Origin of the sequence: Streptomyces sp. NPDC006450 (assembly GCF_040612195.1) — a bacterium.
Lineage (GTDB): Bacteria > Actinomycetota > Actinomycetes > Streptomycetales > Streptomycetaceae > Streptomyces.
This window is the reverse complement of the sequence record NZ_JBEXPT010000006.1, coordinates 95,856-110,610: the sequence shown is the minus strand read 5'-3', so window position 1 is coordinate 110,610 and position 14,755 is coordinate 95,856. Positions and strand designations below refer to the sequence as shown.

Annotated in this window: 17 protein-coding genes; 8 read left to right on the top strand and 9 right to left on the bottom strand. The window is 68.6% G+C overall.

The window, feature by feature from the left end; genetic code table 11:
- Window positions 1-39: 39 nt before the first annotated feature.
- Window positions 40-936, bottom strand: a complete 897-nt coding sequence (locus ABZY57_RS04535; protein ID WP_356508051.1) for a hypothetical protein — start codon at window positions 934-936, stop codon at window positions 40-42.
- Between the two features lie 246 nt (window positions 937-1,182).
- Between ABZY57_RS04535 and ABZY57_RS04530 the strand changes: the two genes are divergently transcribed.
- The 4 genes from ABZY57_RS04530 to ABZY57_RS04515 all read left to right on the top strand — a co-directional run bounded on the left by ABZY57_RS04530 (window position 1,183) and on the right by ABZY57_RS04515 (window position 3,553).
- Window positions 1,183-2,181, top strand: a complete 999-nt coding sequence (locus tag ABZY57_RS04530; protein ID WP_356508049.1) for a hypothetical protein — start codon at window positions 1,183-1,185, stop codon at window positions 2,179-2,181.
- Entirely contained in the window at window positions 2,178-2,330 is a 153-nt protein-coding gene (locus tag ABZY57_RS04525) for a hypothetical protein (protein WP_356508047.1), read from the top strand. Before ABZY57_RS04530 ends, ABZY57_RS04525 begins: the two co-directional genes overlap by 4 nt.
- Window positions 2,331-2,795: 465 nt before the next feature.
- Window positions 2,796-3,005 carry a hypothetical protein gene (locus ABZY57_RS04520; protein ID WP_356508045.1) on the top strand — a complete coding sequence of 70 codons (210 nt, stop codon included), beginning with the start codon at window positions 2,796-2,798 and terminating at the stop codon, window positions 3,003-3,005.
- 353 nt (window positions 3,006-3,358) lie between these two features.
- Window positions 3,359-3,553, top strand: coding sequence for a hypothetical protein (locus tag ABZY57_RS04515; RefSeq protein ID WP_356508043.1), 195 nt, complete (start codon window positions 3,359-3,361; stop codon window positions 3,551-3,553).
- A gap of 18 nt (window positions 3,554-3,571) precedes the next feature.
- On the opposite strand, the gene ABZY57_RS04510 is transcribed toward ABZY57_RS04515, so the two are convergent.
- A complete protein-coding gene (locus ABZY57_RS04510) occupies window positions 3,572-3,988 on the bottom strand; it encodes a DUF1524 domain-containing protein (protein WP_356508041.1) in 417 nt (138 codons plus the stop codon).
- Between the two features lie 10 nt (window positions 3,989-3,998).
- On the opposite strand from ABZY57_RS04510, the gene ABZY57_RS04505 reads away from it, so the two are divergent.
- A complete protein-coding gene (locus ABZY57_RS04505; protein WP_356508039.1) occupies window positions 3,999-4,790 on the top strand; it encodes a hypothetical protein in 792 nt (263 codons plus the stop codon).
- A gap of 115 nt (window positions 4,791-4,905) precedes the next feature.
- On the opposite strand, the gene ABZY57_RS04500 is transcribed toward ABZY57_RS04505, so the two are convergent.
- Entirely contained in the window at window positions 4,906-6,015 is a 1,110-nt protein-coding gene (locus ABZY57_RS04500; RefSeq protein ID WP_356508037.1) for a hypothetical protein, read from the bottom strand.
- Between the two features lie 619 nt (window positions 6,016-6,634).
- Between ABZY57_RS04500 and istA the strand changes: the two genes are divergently transcribed.
- Both istA and istB read left to right on the top strand, forming a co-directional pair.
- Entirely contained in the window at window positions 6,635-8,320 is a 1,686-nt protein-coding gene (gene istA, locus ABZY57_RS04495; RefSeq protein WP_356508035.1) for an IS21 family transposase, read from the top strand.
- Window positions 8,317-9,132 (top strand): IS21-like element helper ATPase IstB, encoded by an 816-nt coding sequence (istB, locus tag ABZY57_RS04490; protein ID WP_356508033.1) that lies wholly within the window; start codon window positions 8,317-8,319, stop codon window positions 9,130-9,132. Before istA ends, istB begins: the two co-directional genes overlap by 4 nt.
- A 17-nt stretch (window positions 9,133-9,149) precedes the next feature.
- Here the strand turns inward: istB and ABZY57_RS04485 are convergent, their stop codons facing one another.
- From ABZY57_RS04485 to ABZY57_RS04465, 5 genes are all read right to left on the bottom strand, one after another.
- The gene (locus ABZY57_RS04485; RefSeq protein WP_356508031.1) at window positions 9,150-9,794 is read right to left on the bottom strand and encodes a hypothetical protein; all 645 of its coding nucleotides are present in this window, start codon (window positions 9,792-9,794) and stop codon (window positions 9,150-9,152) included.
- 736 nt (window positions 9,795-10,530) lie between these two features.
- The gene (locus ABZY57_RS04480; protein WP_356508029.1) at window positions 10,531-10,866 is read right to left on the bottom strand and encodes a helix-turn-helix transcriptional regulator; all 336 of its coding nucleotides are present in this window, start codon (window positions 10,864-10,866) and stop codon (window positions 10,531-10,533) included.
- Window positions 10,863-11,993, bottom strand: a complete 1,131-nt coding sequence (locus ABZY57_RS04475; RefSeq protein ID WP_356508027.1) for a tyrosine-type recombinase/integrase — start codon at window positions 11,991-11,993, stop codon at window positions 10,863-10,865. Before ABZY57_RS04475 ends, ABZY57_RS04480 begins: the two co-directional genes overlap by 4 nt.
- Window positions 11,994-12,157: 164 nt before the next feature.
- Window positions 12,158-12,583 (bottom strand): hypothetical protein, encoded by a 426-nt coding sequence (locus ABZY57_RS04470; protein ID WP_356508025.1) that lies wholly within the window; start codon window positions 12,581-12,583, stop codon window positions 12,158-12,160.
- Between the two features lie 144 nt (window positions 12,584-12,727).
- The gene (locus ABZY57_RS04465; protein ID WP_356508023.1) at window positions 12,728-12,877 is read right to left on the bottom strand and encodes a hypothetical protein; all 150 of its coding nucleotides are present in this window, start codon (window positions 12,875-12,877) and stop codon (window positions 12,728-12,730) included.
- 313 nt (window positions 12,878-13,190) lie between these two features.
- Between ABZY57_RS04465 and ABZY57_RS04460 the strand changes: the two genes are divergently transcribed.
- Window positions 13,191-14,438: an NPCBM/NEW2 domain-containing protein gene (locus ABZY57_RS04460; protein WP_356508021.1), complete on the top strand. Its 1,248-nt coding sequence runs from the start codon at window positions 13,191-13,193 to the stop codon at window positions 14,436-14,438.
- Window positions 14,439-14,529: 91 nt separating this feature from the next.
- Here ABZY57_RS04460 and ABZY57_RS04455 read toward each other — a convergent pair whose 3' ends face one another.
- Entirely contained in the window at window positions 14,530-14,679 is a 150-nt protein-coding gene (locus ABZY57_RS04455) for a hypothetical protein (RefSeq protein ID WP_356508019.1), read from the bottom strand.
- Between the last annotated feature and the right edge of the window lie 76 nt (window positions 14,680-14,755).

Here is a 14,755-nt window from a genome sequence, read left to right as displayed (position 1 = left end):
CCGGGGTCTTGGCCCTCTTCGGCTACCTGCCAGTCATGCCTACAAGTCAGCCCTGGCTAGGAGCATTTCTGCCTGTTCTCGGGTGAGAATCGGCGGGGCCGGTGCTGGTGAGGGACATGTGTGTGGGTTGCGGCGGGACGACAGGATCCACTCCGCGAGGGGGCTGTCGGTCTCCACGCTGGCCAAGATCCGCTCACGCAGAGCCAGCGGGGTGTCCGGGCGGGCCGCGATCGCGTTGCGGACGAAGATGTCCGGGTCTTCTGCCAGCAGATCACGCAGGTCGGCAGGCAGATCCGGATGGGCGGCGATGGCCTCGCGCACGGCGGAATCCGGGTCGGTAGCCAGGTCCAGCGATGGGGCTGCGTATGGGACAGAGGCGGCACGGGTTACAGGGTCAGCGAGCAGACCTGGCAGCAGGTCCGCCGGCGGGGAGTAGGCCGAGGCACTGTCCCTACGGACGTTGGGATCGGCATCCGTCAGCAGAGCCCTACGCACCCAGTCCGGGGCATCGCGCCAGTGCTGGATGATCGACGACCGCACACTGGACTCTGGGTCTGAGGCCAGGCGGGCCAGCAGTTCCGGCGACAGGCGATCGTTCATCGCGAGAAACGACCGCACGGAGGGATCCGGATCATCCGCCAAGCGGGCCAGCAACCCCGGCGGCTCGTCCGCGACACTCGCGGCGACTCCGCACCGGACCGACGGTTCCGGGTGCTCCGCCAGGTGAGCCCTGACGTCTGCGGGCACGGAGGTGTTGGCCGCGAGGGAACGTGCGGAGCCGAGTTTAATGATCTCTTCGATCAGCCGCTCGGTCAGGTCCCGGCGCCGCAGCGCCATCGAGCGGCGGGCCGCCGGATGCCGGAGCAGACGCCACACCAGGTCGGAGGGGAGATCCTCTTGCGCTGCCAGCGCGCTCAGTTCAGCATCCAGATTCATGGACCGCAGGCTAAGCGGCTACACGGAGATCCGTGCCGCAACGCCATCATCCTGCAACCTACCCAACCCGCCCGCATGTCACGACTGTCTCAAGAGAGGCCTACTCACCCCTCCCGAATAGCCGTCATTACCAACAACGAGCTCACTTTTTTCTGTCCCAAGATTTTTTGACACTCCGCTGCCGCGCCGGGCCCGAGCAGTGAAGGCTGGACACCAAGCAGCAGGGAGCAGCAGATGATGAGCCACATGGAGTTCGGCGGTCCCTACAACACCACCTTCGGTGGGGGGCTCTGGGAAGCGACCGTCCATGGAAACTTCGACCTGACTCGCGGCTTCCTGGTCCTCGGCATCGACAGCACCCCACAGCGCTGCGTCGTACGGGCTCCGCGCACCAAGCCGAATCGAGGGGACGTGTTCTACCCCTACCCCCTGCCTACACAGGGACGGGCGTGGCTCAGCTATATCGCTACTTCCGTCGCCGAAGTCGGCCCGATCCAGCGGCAGGCACGCCAGCTGAGCGCCGACAACCTCCTCCAGTCGTGTCCTCCTCGGCCGGTGGTGCGCCTGTTGGCGATCCTCGTCGGCCGCATGCTGATGCTTTTCCTCGTGCGGGCCGGCGCCAGCGACCCCGCTGTCCGGGCCGAGGCCGAGTCGGCGGTGGCCGCTGCTCTGTGCGCTCGCCGCGCGATCTTGGAGTCTGAGGGGGTGGACGACTGGAAGCCTGCCGTCGCCTCCTTCGCGCGGACGTACCTGGGCATCTCCCGTACGGATGGGGAATGGCTGGAGGCGGTCTCGACCGCGCTGCTCGGCGATTGGATCGATGCCCTTGGCGCAGGTCCACCCGCCGATGGGGTCGAGCTGCACCATCTGCGGCGGGAGGCGCGCGCAGTGCACCGCGATCTGATGCCGCTGTGGCAGCGCAAGTCTGGCCCCGGCAGGGTGTGGATGCTGGACTACCAGTTCCCATCTGGGGAGACCCTCCACGACCTGATTGGCGGGGCGTACCGGATCGAGGACGAGGCCCTGACCTGGTCCCCGGATCGGGGCGACGCCTGCGCCGTCCTCGGCCGACTCAAGGAGGACGAGCGGCGCATCGTCCACGCCTTCGCGCTCGGCGGCGGATCCTGGGCCGAAGCCGCGAGTACCGCCGGGTTGCCGCCTCAGGCTGGCGAGCGCGTGATGCGCAAGCTCCGGCGACTCGGCCTCGAACACCGACGTCGGCGGCCCCTGGCGGATGTCGCGTGAACACTGCGCTCGCACTGGCCTGGGCGGCATTGCCCGAGTTCCTCGGCAGCCTGGGCGCCGGGCTCGTCCTCACGATCGGCGCCTGGATTGCCCGCCGACGGGCATCATCGCGTCCCGCTGAGCAGGAGGAGGATCGCATCACAGGCTGATCTGGGATGGCCGGCCGCGAACGGCGGTGCGTGCGGCCAGCCGTCCCCAAAGACCGCCGCCCGTTCACGGGTACTTCAGACGACCCACCGTTTGCAACGCCTCATGAAACTTGATCGCTGCAGGTGGGCGACCCCGCAGCGCCGTGTTGCAACGGTGACCACCTATGAAACAGGCGGTCGCGGGGGCGCGGCGGCCTACCCACAGCGGCCCGAGTAGCCAGCGCCTAACGCTCTCCGGTCGCAGCCGGTTCGTCGCCGAGTTCGACCACCGGAGCGCCATGAAGCCCCACCGCATCAACGTCCCGGTCACGCAAGGGCACGCGACGGGAGCCAGAGGGGAAAGACCAGACCCAACGCCCGATGAGCTGTGATGCAGATCGCCCGACGCCCGTACTGTCTTGGGCCCGGTTTCGAGGGCGAAGGCGTGAAGCCGGGTGTGCCGGCACCGTAGAACGGATCACGACCGTGAACCCTCTGTTCCTGACCCTGCTAGGAACCCTCGTCCTGGCGGGCCTCGCCGTGTACGCCCTGTACCGCGCGGCCACTCCGGACGTGCCCGCCGTTCTCGCGACGGCTGCTCGCACGCTGCCCGTGCTCGTCCTGGGTGCCGTCGCGCTCGTGCTCGTGGACCCGGCCGATATCCCGAGCGTCCTGCGGGCTGTGATGCCGAAGTAGCAAACCCTCGGGCGGGTCGGCTGATGCGAGCCGCCCCGTCGGCGGCGCGGCATTCGCATGGTGGTCCACCCGCAGTTGACCGTCCGCGACGACATCACCAGCAAGCCCCCACCGGTCCGGTGCCGACGGGGACTTCGTCGTGCTCGGGTTCCACCAGCCGTTGGCGGCGCAGACTGGCGGGGCGGCCGGGATCTCTACATCGGCAGCGACGACAGAACGTGTACGCGCTCGACGACGCTACTGGTCAGGCCGACGCCTCGCCGCGACAGGGAAGCGCTTCGGTATGACAACCTCGCCCACCAGGGCCCCCGTCAAATCTGTGACGGCCGGGCCGGGGCGGCGTTGTTCCGGGTATGGACGACGACTTGCTGGACGTGCTCCTCGACTCGGCCACCGAGCAGCGCCTGAAGCTGATCAGCGGGGACGAAGCTCGGGCTGTGATGGTGCTCCTCGGGGTGCTCGACGACGCCGGGCACCCCGAGGAGATCCGTCAGGCCGCCGTGGAGCTCCGTTTCCGTATCGGGTCGCGGCTGGCCGTGCCGCTGTAGGCAGGGGCGGGAGCCCGGCTACTTCGTCGTGGTGAAGGGGACGGTCTCATAGGCGACGGTGGCTCCGGGGCAGTCCTCGGCGAGCCCGAGAAGCGCTTCGCGCTCGCGGTCATCGGCGGCAAGGGACCATCGGAGCTTCGTCTCGACCCATCCGGTGACGTACGCGCAGTGGTACGTCGCGGTCGGGGGCAGCCACTCGCCCGGGTCCTTGTCGGCCTTGGACCGGTTGGACTTCGCGGTGACCGCGATCAGCGAGGTCGGGGCGGCGAGGTCGTTGGCATAGGCCTCGCGGCGCTTCGCGGTCCAGGCGGAGGCCCCTGTTGGCGGGGAGCGGCATTCGAAGCGTGCGGTATTCCCCTGATGGCGGTACGACTCCCCTGGGCGACGACGTTGGTATCCGGGAGAACAGGCAGCGCACCTCACGAAGCCAGGCATCAAGTTGTGGATGGCTCTCGGGAAGCCGTTGGGGTCCGAAGTCGACTCGAAGCCCGCGGGACGGTTCAATGCCTGGGTGGTGAACTGGGCACAGATGCACGACTGTCACTTTGACGTAGATCGCGTCCCTGAGCTTCTCGCTCGGGTGGAGCGCGAGTACGACTCCGAAGCGTGGACGGAGCTGGGACACCGGCTGATCCTCGAGCATGACCTGGTGTCGCCCGCCAGTATCGCTGCCCTCCCCCGACTGGTGCGCCTCGCATCGAGGAGTCGGGAGGCACGCCACCTGGCAGGCGAGATCATGGAGCGTGCGGCCGGCCACCATGGCAGTGACGAACTGCTGGCTGAGAGCGCCGACGTGATTGCCAAGTTCGGTGCCCTCCTGGACCGGCACCTGCAGTCGCGGCCATCCGACTACCTGGTTACCTTCCGCGCTCTGCTCGCGGTCGAGGAGCAGTACCACTGGGCCAACGTCCTGGGGGACTTCGCGGACGACTTCTACGACCTGCGGTGCCCTCACTGCGGTGTGGAGGTGACCGTTGCCATCGGCGCCTACGGGTGCTACTCGGCGATCCGGGACTGGAACCTGGGTGACGTGAACCGGCGTGATCTGCAGCCGAGACCCGGCGAGGAGCTCACGGGCGTCGGCCGGTGGATGTACGAGATTGCTGTCCGCGATGGGGAAGTCGCACTCGCTGAGGGAATCGCGCATCTCTTCGGCAAAGCCGAGTGCCCGAGGTGTGCCAGCGTCTTCACCATCGCGGACGAGTACGAGGCTGCCAACTGCCCAGTGCTGCGCTAGCAGCATGCTGCATTGCCTCTGCCCGCACCGGAGCTGGCTGAAGCGGCTTCCCCTCTCACGTTGCCTGCGAGACCGGGATGACCGAGGCCAGCAACGATCACGGCCCGGACGGCGGTCATCTGTCCGCGAGCCCGCGCTGGCGGGCCTGGAGGTAAGCGGTCCAGTCGGTTGCCGCTCGACGGCGCCATTGCAGCGCGGTGATGACGTGGAGCCCGAGGAGCGGGGCCAGGACTGCGGGCGGCATCTCTTCGGCGAGCTTGACCAGGGCTGTCGCGCGGGAGGCACGGATGGGGATGCCGTGTCTGGTCAAGGCTCGGGCGAGGGAGCTGGCGGAGCGGTGGGTGCCCGGCAGGCTGCCGGGAAAGAGCCAGGTGCCGGGCGTGTTGCCGCTCCATCCCTGCCTGGGCTGCTGGTCGATCAGTCGGGTGAGAAGGGTGGCGAGGGGCTGCGGGAGGCGGATGGGGGTGCTGTCGAGGCGGATGGTCTGGTGGCTGTCCTGGTGGTCGAGGTGCCCGGTGGTGAGGGTGATGATGTGGGTGAGGTGCTGGCCGAACAGCAGGAGCAGGCATCCAGCCGCCCGCACGTCCAGGGGGAGGTCCTCGTCGTGGAGGCACTGCTGGAGGAGGTCCCAGTGGGTGTCCTCGTCGATTCCCTCTGGTTCGGCCTTGCCCCGGTGAGGAACCAGTAGGTCGTCGCTGTGGCCGCGCCGGGCCGTCCAGACCAGGAAGTCCCGCACCTCGTATCGGGTGCTGGGACCGGCGGCGAGCCACCGTTCAATCTCCAGCTGGGTAGCGTCGCGCAAGGTGAGGTCGAGCGAGGCGAGATGCTCCAGAAGGGCGACGGCCGTGTTGATGCGGGTGTACGCCCACCGTGCGCGGCCGCGGGTGCTGGCGGAGCGGGTGGCCCTGCGACGGGCCCGGGGCATCACCGACCAGCGGACATACGGGCCTAGGAGCATGGCGTACTCCGGATGCCGGGTGAGCGTGCGGGCGAGGTGGCGCTCGATGGCCGCGAGATGTTCGTCGCGTGGAGGCAGGACACCGAAGGCGACCAGGAGACTGCGGAGGTAGTCCGTGCTCTGGGCGGCACCGCGTCCCGATCCGGCCACGATGTCGAGGTCGACATGGGTGAGGAGCCGGCCGCACGCAGCGGTCTCATGCAGAAGGCGCGCGGAGGCCGAGGTTCGCAGCCAGGTCAGGACGGTCCGCGGGTGCTCGGCGGCCATGAGGGCCTCGCGCAGGACTGCCAGCTGGGCAGCGGGGCCCGGCAGCCATGAAGGAGGGCATTGAGGTGATGGTCGACCGCGCAGCGGTCGCACAGATCCCCCGTGATGGGGCTGCTGGCCGCGCCACAGCGCGGGCACGCGTACGGGTCGGGGTGGCCGGCGCAGGGGCCGCAGGTCCTCTGGCCGCCGATGCGGGCGATCAGGACCTTCACCGCCGAGCAGCCGGGGCACGGCCCGGGCTCGCGGCGGGCGAGCGCGTAGCAGGGCTTGCAGACCGGCCCGAGCGGCCAGCGGGCGCAGACCGGTGAACTGGCCGAGCACAGCGCGCAGGGGGCGGGCGGGCGTGGCCGGCAGGTGGTGCACGGGTCCATGTGGCTGGGTCGTCCGCACCCGGTGCACGAGCGCGTGGAGGCTTGGGCTCGTTGGCGGCAGTGTTTCTAGCGGGGTGAAGTGGAGCCGCTGGGGCGGCCGTTTCGAGAGCCGCGGGTTTGGGCGGTGAGTTTGGGAGCCACCCGGTGTGATGGTGTGGAACATGCTGCTGTTGGCGTAATCAGTGCATTGAGCTGATTGGCCCCTCACACTCTGTGCTTGTTGATCACGGTCATGTCAGGAGACCGGTGTGTACAGGTCGCGTGAGTGGATCTTTGAGCGGATCCGCCGGGACAAGCGGCTCGATCCGACGGTGTCGGGCCGGGTGCTGGCTCAGCGGTACCGCGTGTCGCGGAACACGGTGGCGAAGGCGCTGGTGTGTCCGGTGCCGGCGAAGCGGAGGAAGCCGCCGCCGCGCGAGAGTGTGCTGGAGCCGGTGAAGGGCTTCGTCGACGCGATGCTGCGCTCGGATCTGGTGGCCCCGGCGAAGCAGAAACACACCATCGACCGGATCCGGGAACGTCTGGCGGCCGAGCACGATTTCGAGCTCGCGGCGTACTCGACGGTGCGGGACTACGTCCGCAAACGCCGTCCGGAACTGGTCCTGGAGGCCAAGGAGGGCCGCCGGCACCTGGACGGGACGGTGCCGCAGTCCAAGAATCCGGGCGAGGAGGCGGAGGTCGACTTCGCGGACGTGTGGCTTGACCTGGCCGGTCAGCGGCGCAAGTGCGTGCTGTTCACGCTCCGGATGTCGTACTCCGGCAAGGCCGTCCACCGGGTGTTCGCGACCGCCTCGCAGGAGGCGTTCTTCGAAGGGCACGTGGAAGCGTTCGAGTCTCTGGGCGGTGTCCCGTCGGTCCACATTCGGTATGACAACCTCAAGCCCGCGGTCAAGCAGGTGCTGTTCGGGCGTTCACGCACCGAGTCGGCCCGATGGGCCGCATTTCGATCTTGGTATGGATTTTCGGCGTTTTATTGCACGCCTGGCGAGGAAGGCGCCCACGAGAAGGGCGGCGTCGAGCACGAAGGCAGGAGGTTCCGCCGCAAGCATCTGGTCCCGCCGCCCGAGATCGAATCGCTGGCCGAGCTGAACGAGCGCCTTGCGGCGATTGACGTCGCCGAGGATGCCCGGCACGTCCACGGCCGGCCGACCTCGATCGGCTTCGACTTCGAACAGGAACGGCCCCTGCTGGGACCGCTGCCCGCGGACGAATACGACTGCGGGATCGACCTGACCCCGGTGGTCCATCGCAACGGCCGGGTCACCGTCCGCCAGTGCTACTACTCGGTCCCCGCGAAGTTCATCGGCCTGAAGGTACGGGTGAAACTGCGGGCGAACGAGCTCTGGATCTACGACGGCCGTCACGTCGTGGCCCGCCACCCCAGGCTGACCCGCCGCTACACCTTCCACGACATTCTGGACCACTACCTGGAGATCCTGCTGGTCAAGCCTGGTGCCTTCGCCGGGGCGTCCGCGCTCGCGCAGGCACGGGCCGAAGGCGGGTTCACCAAGACCCATGAGGCGTTCTGGGCGGCGGCGAAGAAGAAGTGCGGGGACCGGGAAGGCACCCGGCAGCTGATCGAGGTCCTGCTGCTGCACCGTCAGCTGCCCGCGCATGCCGTGATCGCCGGGATGGCCACGGTCGTCAGGATCGGCTCGATCAGTACGGATCTCGTGGCAATCGAGGCCCGCAAGGCCATCGAGGACACCGACGAGAGCGACCTCCACGCGCACAACGGCTCGGCCGACGACGAGGACGAGACGGTCGAGCAGGAGCTGGTGGAACCGGCAGATCAAGGGGCAAAGGTGATCTCCCTGAACACCCGGCGCCTGCCCTCCGACGCCCGTTCCGCGCTGCCGGACATGTCCAAGTACGACCGGCTGCTGATGCCGGTGAAGAACACCGCCACCACGAGGAAGGGCACGAGCGCATGACCGCCACCCAGACCGAAGAGGCAACCGATCAGGTTCCGGCCCGGCGGATGCCCCTGCCAGGCGATCCCGAGGACGCGCTGATCGACGAGGCCTGCCGGGACCTGAGGCTGCCGGCCTTCCGGGAGCGGTTCGTGGAGCTGTCCACCGCCGCCCGCCGTGAGCAGGCCACCTACAAGCAGTTCCTCCTGGACCTCCTCCAGGTCGAGATCGCCGACCGGGACGTCCGCCGCCAGCAGCGACTCGTCCGCGCCGCCCGCTTCCCCCGCCCCAAGCGGCTGGAGGACTTCGACTACGACAAGAACCCCAACGTCAGCCCCGAGGTCGTCGCCGACCTCAAGTCCCCGTCCTGGGTTCAGCAGGGCCGCCCGCTCGTCCTGATCGGGGACTCGGGCACCGGCAAGTCCCACCTGCTGATCGGGGTCGGCACCGCGATCGCCGAGGCCGGCCTGTCCGTCCGCTACACCAGCACCTCAGCCCTGGTGAATGAGCTCGCCGAGGCGGAGGCTGGCCGCCGCCTGTCGTCGGTGATCGCCCGCTATAGCAAGGTCGACCTGCTCTGCCTGGACGAGTTCGGCTATCTGAACCTGGACAAGAAGGGCGCCAAGCTGCTGTTCCAGATCTTCACCGAGCGCGAGGAATGCAAGGCGACTGCCGTGGCCACGAACTCCCCGTTCGCCGAGTGGGACAAGACCTTCGGCGACCCCCGCCTCTGCGCGGCCATCGCCGACCGGATCACCTTCCGCTGCACCCTCATCCAGACCGGCACCGAGTCCTACCGCTTCCGCATCACTGAAGCCGAACGACGAGGCTGACGGGGAAGTTCTACCGGTTAGTCCCGGCTGGAAAGAGGAGTGCGCAACTCGACGCGGAGTCGGATGGACGTGTCGATGGGCAGTCCGAACTTGGCGTGACGCAGTTCCTTCGCACGCTCGGCGATGAGGTCGAGGTCCCGCAGCTGACGCTGGAGCTCGGCGATCAGTGCCTCGTCCGGGTCAGGAAGGTCTTCCTCTTCCTGCTCGGCGAGGTACTGAAGGTGCTGGTCGACGGCCTCGACGCCCCGGTCGCTGACCCAGGCCGCGAAGTCCTTGCACCCGAAGAGGTATGCATGCGCGGCATAGAGGGTCGCGGCAGCGGCGGACTCGTCCGCGTCGTCAGGCCCGTCCTGGCCGTCGTTGTGGCAGTAATCGCTGAGCATGTAGTCGGCCACGCCGCGGTTGATCGCGGTGAACGCCGTCGAATCGCCGAGAGCGCCTTCCCAGACCGAGTTCAGAAGCGGGCGCAGGCTCAGGGTGAAGTCGGCCTGTTCATCCTCCGGCAGGGCCTCGTGCCAGCTCATCAACCGCTCGGCAACGCCAGCCGCGAAAACGCCCCGTTCACTGGACGACACGGCCTCCAGGCGCTCTTTCACCAGTGCTGAAAGATCCTGCCAAGCTTCCATCCGAGCTACCCCCAGTCGAGACATCGACGTGCTCACGCCCGCCGCGGGGATCATCCCATCCACCGCTGACAGCGCGTGAACCGGTCCTTCGGCAGGCCGGCTCGACCAAAGAGGCGGGCCCGTCCGCACCGCGCCTGTCAGGGACACGGACCGGCAGGGCCCAGACCACCAAACTACTGGCCTACATCGATCCGCGGTCGCAGACACTCCCAACCCGACATCACTCGATCAGGGTGGCTCCCATTCCCGCCGCCGATCATGGACCTACATCGTTGTCCATCTCCTGCACGGATGGACCAAAGCGGCTCCCGAAACCACCGCCCACGTGGCTCTCGTTCACCCCGCCGAAAACAGCGGCAGGGTGTGCAGGTGTCGCCGACAGGGCGGGGCCTGATCCGGGTGCAGGCGGTGCAGGTGCCGACGTTGGCGTGGGCTGCGAGGATGCCTTCGCAGCCCAGGCACACCCTGCCGCCGGGAACAAGGCGGCGCAGCCGGCGGACGCGTCGACAGCGCATGCAGGCCGGAGCCGTGGCCTCGATGCCTTGCTCGCGTAGGGCGCTGATCAGTCTCTGCACGGCGGGAGGCGCGAGGGAGGCGCCGCTGACAAGGGCATCGGGATGCTTGCCCAGGTGCGCGCGGATCCGGCCGCGCGCGGAGGGCGTCAGCGTGGCCACTACATCCGCGGCAGTCTCGGGGCCGAGCTCCGGCAGGAACGCGGTGAGCATCTTGGCCAGTTCGACCCAGGTAGCGGGGACCTGACCGACGGCGGTGGTCACAGGCCCTCGGGGCGGCGGATCTGGGTCCGGCGCGCGGGCGGCGCGACCGCTTGGGAGGTGCTCTCGCCGGACGCTGCCGGTTTCACGACCTGGCTACGGACCTCGACGACCTCGATCAGGTCGGCCGGCGTGCACTGCAGGATCCCGCAAAGCGCGGCGAGCGTGTCCATCGACAGGCGTTGCGGCTCCTGGGTGACCAGGCGGTACACCTGCTCGCGGGAGAGACGGATGCCGTACTCGGCGAGTCTGGGCACCAGGTCGGTCGTCTGGAACATGTCGCGGGCGGCCATCAGGCGACGCAGGTTCCAGCGGAACCCCATCTGCTTCATCACCGTGATTCCCTTCCCACTCGTGTGGCCGCGCGGGCGGCGCGGCGGCGAAGCGAGTCCTCCAACAGCCGGTTGCGGTACTCGTCCGACACCCACGTGTACATCGCCGTCGTGGACGCGTAGCGGTGGCCGACCTGGTCCTGGACGAACCGCTCCGGGTACCCGAACTCGATCAGGTGCGTGATGTAGGTGTGCCGCAGACAGTGCAGTTCCAGCTCGTCCGGCAGCCCCGCCAGATCCCGGACCAGGGAGAACACCTCGTCCAGGCGTCGCAGGCTAATCCGACCGCAGCGCTCGGTCACCCACAGCGCCGGATGCCCACCCACCCCGAACCCGGTCCGGACCTCGGCGGTCCACTCCGTGAGCAGTGGCACGATCCAGTCCATCTCCGGAACGGTGAGCACCGTGCGGCGTTTGGGCGGGCTGCCCCGCGATGCCTTCCCGAACCGGACCTCCAGGGCGCCGAACCTGCCGTAAGCCTTCGCCCGCGGGTTGTGCCGAAGGTCGTGGAGGTCCAGCATCGCGGTCTCGCGCCTCCGGGTCCCGTACGCGTACACCGCCTTCAGCAACACGGCATCCCGCCAGGCCGACAGCACGCCCTTGCGACCTCGCCTGCGGATGGAATCGACCCGCTCGTCCGCCGCGTCGAAGAGAGCTTGGAGTTCGTCGTAGGTCAGGGCGCGGCGTCCGGGCCGACCCTCGTAGTCGGCGACGTGGTCGGCGGTGTTCCAGTCGTGACAAACCTGGACCGGTGCTCGCCCGAACTCCTCTATGCAGGCGGCCGCCCAGCCGTAGCGGGCATCGGTGACGAACGTGCAGAACAGGCGCAGGTCGCTCTGCTGGCCACGCACCGTGGAGTGCGCCAGCGGCAACGGGCCGGACATCTGGGCGGAGAAGTATGCCTCGACGTCCTCCGGGGTCCACTCCCACGGGTACGTGCCGTTGAACAGGGCGAACCGGCGTACCAGACTCATCCGGTCGGCGATCGTCTTCCGCGCCAGAAGGCGGCTCTGCTGCTGCCGCGTCCAGCCCGCGAGCATCGCGTCGAACATCGTCGGCGCCGGATCCAGGGCCCGAACATTGCCCGGCATCACCAAGCGCATCGAGCCCGGCACATCAACTGCATCCACGCCCGCTCCAACGGTTGCATCAGATGCAACATCGTGGCGTCGAACCGAGATCACCCGAAGCCGAAGGCTTCACCGTCACCCATACGAGTGACACGCCCCCCCTTCCCGACCAGGCCAGGGCCCCTACCGGGCCAGGCGGAATGATGCAGCCAGCACAACATCGCCTACTTCGAGTCCCAGCTCTCGGCGAGCGGGACCAGGTGGTCTACATCGAGGCCGGAGGCGGCGGTGACCCAGGTGTCGTCGTACGGGGAGAACCAGCGCCCGCCGACGAGCTTGCAGCCCGGCGCGATCTCGGGCCGCTCAACGGCCTCTTCGAGGATGACCTCGGCGCGGGTGTTGCAACCGTCGTCCACGATCGCGCCGGCGTTCCAGTGCTTGAAGGCGGTGCGGACATAGCCGTCACGGGACTCGACGGCCACGGGGATCCGGTCGATGCCCTCGAACAGGGACGCCGTCTCGACCCGGGAGGGCAGGGTGGCGGCCGAGGCCGGGCCGTCTGCGGCATTGGCTGGCGCGGTGGTGGCAAGCAGAGGCAGGACGGACAGGGCGAGCGCGGGCAGGCCGCGGCGCAGCAGGTTCTTGATCACGCCCAGGGTTGTAGCCGCTCCGCCAGCCTGGCCGGGAGGAAGACGGTGGGGCCGTCACCCAGGCGGGCGTGCTGTTTCACCGCAGAAACGGCACGCCCTGCCCCGGTGCATGGCCACTTCCGCCTGCGGCCCGTGCGGCTGCGGTCAGGTGCGGAGCAGGGTGTAGAGGAGGGTGAGGACGGTGGTGGCGGTGACCATGGCGGTGCCGAGTGCCGGCTTGCGGTAGACGGTGTAGGTGATGCCCGTGCCGGCGAGAGCGAGCAGCACGAGGATGAGGATGGCGGTCGGGGACATGGCGAACCTCCAGACGGTGGATCGGGATCCCGCTCAGATACGGGCAAGGCAGGCGCCTGGTGACGTGCTGTCAGGCATTCCCCTGAACCGGGCGGGGTGATGCTCATACAGTGATCCGACCCGCTGCTGGTGGGCGAGTGCGCCAGTGGGGCGGGTTTTCTGTCGGGTGGGGCACCAGTACTGGTGCGGGGGAGGACCAGTGACACAGCACGGGGAGAACGGGTTGCCCGAACGTGTGCCCGGGCCGGTACCGCGTGAGGAACGCGACCGGTTACGCGCCGACTTCGGACAGCGCGTCCGTACGCTCCTGACGTTGACGGGGCTGAGCTCGCGGGAGTTCGCGCAGCTGTATCCCGCGTACAAGGACTCCACGATCCGCAAGTACGTCCTGGGCGCGAACCTGCCGGCGTGGGACTTCCTGCGGGACCTGCTCACCGAGGTCTCCCGCCGTACCGGGGACCAGCACGGCGAGCAGCGGGGCCAAGAGGTCTTCGACGCCTACCGGGACCTCCTCGTGCGGCTCGGCGCGGACGTCCGCGGCAGCGACCAGAACTCCCTGCTGCTGCGCCTGCTGGACGGCGAGCGGGCCCTGAACCAGCTGGGCATCGAGCTGGCCGCGGTCCGCGACAGCGAGCGGCAGCTCGGCCAGAACCTCGCCCGCCTTCAGGGCGCGGACGCCCAGGACGCGCGGGCGGTCGAGCAGTTGCGGGAGCAGGGCGAGGCGCTGGCCCGGCAGGCCTCGGAGTTGAACCGGCGGCGTGCGGATCTGGTCGCGGATCTGGACCGGACCCGCGCCCATCTGCAGCTGCTGGAGGCCGCCGAGGCGGGTGGTGGGGACCATCACCAGCTGGTTCCGCCCGTCACCGCCCCGCCGATGCCCACCCTGCCGCCGGCGCCCGTGCGGGGCCGGGGACGCGGGCGGATCGTCCTGGCCGCCGCCTGTGCGCTCGTCCTGCTGGGTGTGGGCGTCGCCGCGGGGGTCTGGGCCTCGCAGGACGACGCCTCGTCCGCTGCGGACTCCAAGCCCTCGGTATCCTCCCCGACCCCCACACCGACACCGACACCCACCCCGACCGTGACGCCCAGCCCGTCGGCGAGTGCCAGTACGCCGTCGGCAGGCCCGTCATCGACCGTGAGCCCCGGCCCGGTGTTCACCCCGCCCACGGGGCCGACCACCTCGCTGGTCACCATGAACCCGCTCAAGACCACCTACAGCCCCTACGGGACCGGCGCTCGCAAGGTGAACCTGGTGACTTACCCCGTCACCCTCAACTCGGACTGCGCGGAAACGACCTGGCAGCTCGACCGCAAGTACTCCACCCTCGTCACCCGCTTCGGCGCCACGGACGACACGATCTCCAGTTACTCGCTGCAGTTCATCATCACGGTCGACGACAAAGTCGTCGCCGATGGACGCTCTGAGCCCGGTAAGGAGGTCGGCGTGTTCAACGTCGATGTCCGAGGCGCGTTCCGCATCACCCTCAAAGCCGGCCAGTGCGACGTCCCCGTCAAGCAAGGCGAAGCCGTCTGGATCGACCCCGTCCTGACCCCCGCCGCCTGAACCTGCCCTGACCGTGCAGGCGGATGGGCGGGAGCTCCTCGCGCAGTGGGGACCTGCTGCGGGAGGAACTCCGCTGGAACCGTTCATTGTTCTAGGTGGTCGTTTCGGTCTGGTCGTCCCTGCGGGTTCGGGCCGCCTTGATCTTGCGGATCGTCCACGTGCTCGCGGCGAGCAGGACGGTGGCTGTGGTGTTCCCCAGGACGTCGTGGACGAGGAAGTCGTAGAGGCCGGCCCAGATCATGTTCGAGTCTCCCGAGGGTGATGTGCGGAAGGGGATGTGATCCCAGACTGCGAACTGATCTGATGTGTCTACGGAC

Excerpts from the sequence above, each read along its gene's own strand:
- ABZY57_RS04535 (WP_356508051.1), bottom strand. The coding sequence starts at position 936 with ATGAATCTGGATGCTGAACTGAGCGCGCTGGCAGCGCAAGAGGATCTC.
- ABZY57_RS04530 (WP_356508049.1), top strand. The coding sequence starts at position 1,183 with ATGGAGTTCGGCGGTCCCTACAACACCACCTTCGGTGGGGGGCTCTGG.
- ABZY57_RS04515 (WP_356508043.1), top strand. The coding sequence starts at position 3,359 with ATGGACGACGACTTGCTGGACGTGCTCCTCGACTCGGCCACCGAGCAG.
- ABZY57_RS04510 (WP_356508041.1), bottom strand. The coding sequence starts at position 3,988 with ATGCCTGGCTTCGTGAGGTGCGCTGCCTGTTCTCCCGGATACCAACGT.
- ABZY57_RS04505 (WP_356508039.1), top strand. The coding sequence starts at position 3,999 with ATGGCTCTCGGGAAGCCGTTGGGGTCCGAAGTCGACTCGAAGCCCGCG.
- ABZY57_RS04500 (WP_356508037.1), bottom strand. The coding sequence starts at position 6,015 with ATGGCCGCCGAGCACCCGCGGACCGTCCTGACCTGGCTGCGAACCTCG.
- istB (WP_356508033.1), top strand. The coding sequence starts at position 8,317 with ATGACCGCCACCCAGACCGAAGAGGCAACCGATCAGGTTCCGGCCCGG.
- ABZY57_RS04465 (WP_356508023.1), bottom strand. The coding sequence starts at position 12,877 with ATGTCCCCGACCGCCATCCTCATCCTCGTGCTGCTCGCTCTCGCCGGC.
- ABZY57_RS04455 (WP_356508019.1), bottom strand. The coding sequence starts at position 14,679 with ATGATCTGGGCCGGCCTCTACGACTTCCTCGTCCACGACGTCCTGGGG.